This is a genomic window from Pseudomonas sp. GW456-12-1-14-TSB6 (assembly GCF_059424205.1).
The window spans coordinates 1-3,059 of the sequence record NZ_JBWKZE010000061.1; the positions used below are offsets into that span (position 1 = coordinate 1).

Below are 3,059 nucleotides of genomic sequence, written 5' to 3' on the forward strand. Positions count from 1 at the left end.
TTCAGCAAATTGGGTATGTGACAGCTGTCGGTGTTTTGTGAGCGTCGAACTTTCGGTTCATTGCGTCTTCACACACCGCAATCTGGTCTCTTTCGAGTCTACAGATTGCTTGGGTGTTATATGGTCAAGCCTCACGGGCAATTAGTATTGGTTAGCTCAACGCCTCACAGCGCTTACACACCCAACCTATCAACGTCGTAGTCTTCGACGGCCCTTCAGGGAACTCAAGGTTCCAGTGAGATCTCATCTTGAGGCAAGTTTCCCGCTTAGATGCTTTCAGCGGTTATCTTTCCCGAACATAGCTACCCGGCAATGCCACTGGCGTGACAACCGGAACACCAGAGGTTCGTCCACTCCGGTCCTCTCGTACTAGGAGCAGCCCCTCTCAAATCTCAAACGTCCACGGCAGATAGGGACCGAACTGTCTCACGACGTTCTAAACCCAGCTCGCGTACCACTTTAAATGGCGAACAGCCATACCCTTGGGACCGGCTTCAGCCCCAGGATGTGATGAGCCGACATCGAGGTGCCAAACACCGCCGTCGATATGAACTCTTGGGCGGTATCAGCCTGTTATCCCCGGAGTACCTTTTATCCGTTGAGCGATGGCCCTTCCATACAGAACCACCGGATCACTAAGACCTACTTTCGTACCTGCTCGACGTGTCTGTCTCGCAGTCAAGCGCGCTTTTGCCTTTATACTCTACGACCGATTTCCGACCGGTCTGAGCGCACCTTCGTACTCCTCCGTTACTCTTTAGGAGGAGACCGCCCCAGTCAAACTACCCACCATACACTGTCCTCGATCCGGATAACGGACCTGAGTTAGAACCTCAAAGTTGCCAGGGTGGTATTTCAAGGATGGCTCCACGCGAACTGGCGTCCACGCTTCAAAGCCTCCCACCTATCCTACACAAGCAAATTCAAAGTCCAGTGCAAAGCTATAGTAAAGGTTCACGGGGTCTTTCCGTCTAGCCGCGGATACACTGCATCTTCACAGCGATTTCAATTTCACTGAGTCTCGGGTGGAGACAGCGCCGCCATCGTTACGCCATTCGTGCAGGTCGGAACTTACCCGACAAGGAATTTCGCTACCTTAGGACCGTTATAGTTACGGCCGCCGTTTACCGGGGCTTCGATCAAGAGCTTCGCGTTAGCTAACCCCATCAATTAACCTTCCGGCACCGGGCAGGCGTCACACCCTATACGTCCACTTTCGTGTTTGCAGAGTGCTGTGTTTTTAATAAACAGTCGCAGCGGCCTGGTATCTTCGACCGGCGTGGGCTTACGCAGCAAGTGCTTCACCCTCACCGGCGCACCTTCTCCCGAAGTTACGGTGCCATTTTGCCTAGTTCCTTCACCCGAGTTCTCTCAAGCGCCTTGGTATTCTCTACCCAACCACCTGTGTCGGTTTGGGGTACGGTTCCTGGTTATCTGAAGCTTAGAAGCTTTTCTTGGAAGCATGGCATCAACCACTTCGTCGCCTAAAGGCAACTCGTCATCAGCTCTCGGCCTTGAAACCCCGGATTTACCTAAGATTTCAGCCTACCACCTTAAACTTGGACAACCAACGCCAAGCTGGCCTAGCCTTCTCCGTCCCTCCATCGCAATAACCAGAAGTACAGGAATATTAACCTGTTTTCCATCGACTACGCTTTTCAGCCTCGCCTTAGGGACCGACTAACCCTGCGTCGATTAACGTTGCGCAGGAAACCTTGGTCTTTCGGCGTGGGTGTTTTTCACACCCATTGTCGTTACTCATGTCAGCATTCGCACTTCTGATACCTCCAGCAAGCTTCTCAACTCACCTTCACAGGCTTACAGAACGCTCCTCTACCGCATCACTTGCGTGATACCCGTAGCTTCGGTGTATGGTTTGAGCCCCGTTACATCTTCCGCGCAGGCCGACTCGACTAGTGAGCTATTACGCTTTCTTTAAAGGGTGGCTGCTTCTAAGCCAACCTCCTAGCTGTCTAAGCCTTCCCACATCGTTTCCCACTTAACCATAACTTTGGGACCTTAGCTGACGGTCTGGGTTGTTTCCCTTTTCACGACGGACGTTAGCACCCGCCGTGTGTCTCCCATGCTCGGCACTTGTAGGTATTCGGAGTTTGCATCGGTTTGGTAAGTCGGGATGACCCCCTAGCCGAAACAGTGCTCTACCCCCTACAGTGATACATGAGGCGCTACCTAAATAGCTTTCGAGGAGAACCAGCTATCTCCGAGCTTGATTAGCCTTTCACTCCGATCCACAGGTCATCCGCTAACTTTTCAACGGTAGTCGGTTCGGTCCTCCAGTCAGTGTTACCTAACCTTCAACCTGCCCATGGATAGATCGCCCGGTTTCGGGTCTATTCCCAGCGACTAGACGCCCTATTAAGACTCGCTTTCGCTACGCCTCCCCTATTCGGTTAAGCTCGCCACTGAAAATAAGTCGCTGACCCATTATACAAAAGGTACGCAGTCACAGAACAAAGTCTGCTCCCACTGCTTGTACGCATACGGTTTCAGGATCTATTTCACTCCCCTCTCCGGGGTTCTTTTCGCCTTTCCCTCACGGTACTAGTTCACTATCGGTCAGTCAGTAGTATTTAGCCTTGGAGGATGGTCCCCCCATATTCAGACAAAGTTTCTCGTGCTCCGTCCTACTCGATTTCATGACTAAGAGACTTTCGCGTACAGGGCTATCACCCACTATGGCCGCACTTTCCAGAGCGTTCCGCTAATCTCAAAGCCACTTAAGGGCTAGTCCCCGTTCGCTCGCCACTACTAAGGGAATCTCGGTTGATTTCTTTTCCTCAGGGTACTTAGATGTTTCAGTTCCCCTGGTTCGCCTCTTGCACCTATGTATTCAGTACAAGATAACCATCTTGTGATGGCTGGGTTCCCCCATTCAGACATCTCCGGATCAAAGTCTGTTTGCCGACTCCCCGAAGCTTTTCGCAGGCTACCACGTCTTTCATCGCCTCTGACTGCCAAGGCATCCACCGTATGCGCTTCTTCACTTGACCATATAACCCCAAGCAATCTGGTTATACTGTGAAGACGACATTCGCCGA

Annotated in this window: 1 rRNA gene; it reads right to left on the minus strand. The window is 51.8% G+C overall.

The window, feature by feature from the left end:
* Nucleotides 1–120: 120 nt before the first annotated feature.
* A 23S ribosomal RNA gene (locus AC07Y2_RS28595) occupies nt 121–3,011 on the minus strand.
* Nucleotides 3,012–3,059 lie beyond the last annotated feature (48 nt).